The organism is Thiocapsa imhoffii, assembly GCF_016583985.1.
Classification (GTDB): domain Bacteria; phylum Pseudomonadota; class Gammaproteobacteria; order Chromatiales; family Chromatiaceae; genus Thiocapsa; species Thiocapsa imhoffii.
The window spans coordinates 1-615 of record NZ_NRSD01000090.1 but is presented as its reverse complement, the minus strand read 5'-3'; the positions used below and the strand labels follow the sequence as shown (position 1 = coordinate 615).

At 54.0% G+C, this 615-nt stretch carries 1 protein-coding gene; it reads right to left on the bottom strand.

The genetic code is table 11. The features are described from left to right. Nucleotides 1–193, bottom strand: a 193-nt coding sequence (locus tag CKO25_RS22230; protein WP_242467803.1) for a hypothetical protein, incomplete at its 3' end; no start/stop codon positions are given. Nucleotides 194–615: the final 422 nt, after the last annotated feature.

Sequence of the window (615 nt, the reverse complement as noted above, 5' to 3'; positions counted from 1 at the left end):
CGTCATCTCCGTCATCACCCTCCGCGGCAGCCCCTTCCACCATAGGTGGAAACCAGGGAGGCAAATCTACTCCATCGTCAAAGCTGCACACAGTCACCCTGATATTGCAGGTAGGAGCGGGCTTTGTCATAACAAGGTCCTTAATCGCATCCTTCAAAACCTCAGCAAATATATGAGTTTGTAAAAAGACCATGAAATAACAGACAATGGACTCCCTTAGCGGGCCAGGTTGTGGGCCGGGTCCAGGGGCCATTCCAAAGGGGAGACGACTCAATGGTGTAAGACGACATTGTGGAATAGCAAGGGCAGTTCCTCGCCTTAGGTTGTAAAGGGAGGTCTTACTACCTCCATATACGAACACACCGGCGACCCAAGTTCCTTCGTCGGTAGTCCTTTCTACGTGACTCCTAGCCAGGAGAGCTCTTAAACCTTCTGCAATGTTCTCAAATTTCGGGTTGGAACCTCCTTGACCACGATGCTTTCCAAACCACCCTCCTTTTTTGCGCCTGCCTCCATCACCCTGACCCCGGGGTCCAGTGCTTGGGCCTTCTCCTGGGTCATCTGCGGGGCCCTGCTCTATCGCTCCCGGGGGCACGTCAGGCTCACCATCTGGGC